The 206-nt window shown below is 80.1% G+C and carries 1 pseudogene; it reads right to left on the bottom strand.

Going from position 1 to position 206, the window contains the following annotated elements:
* A pseudogene (locus GTW08_RS09700) lies at nucleotides 1-206 on the bottom strand (hypothetical protein); the annotation flags it as partial.

Here is a 206-nt window from a genome sequence, read left to right as displayed (position 1 = left end):
CGCCTCGGCCGGGCGCAGGCCCGCGGCGACGAGCACGGGCAGCTCCGTGACCCCGGCGACGACCGCGCGCAGCAGGGCGAGGGTCTCGGACTCGGCGCGGTGCAGGTCGTCGAGGACCAGCAGCAGCGGCCGCTCCCGCCCCGCGACGGCGAGCAGCTCCACCACCGCCCGGGCCAGCCAGAACGTGACCTCGGCGCCGCCGGGCC

The organism is Pseudonocardia sp. SID8383, from assembly GCF_009864975.1.
Classification (GTDB): Bacteria; Actinomycetota; Actinomycetes; order Mycobacteriales; family Pseudonocardiaceae; genus Pseudonocardia; species Pseudonocardia alni.
Note: the sequence above shows the minus strand (reverse complement) of the source record. Positions and strands in the feature narration are given on the sequence as shown.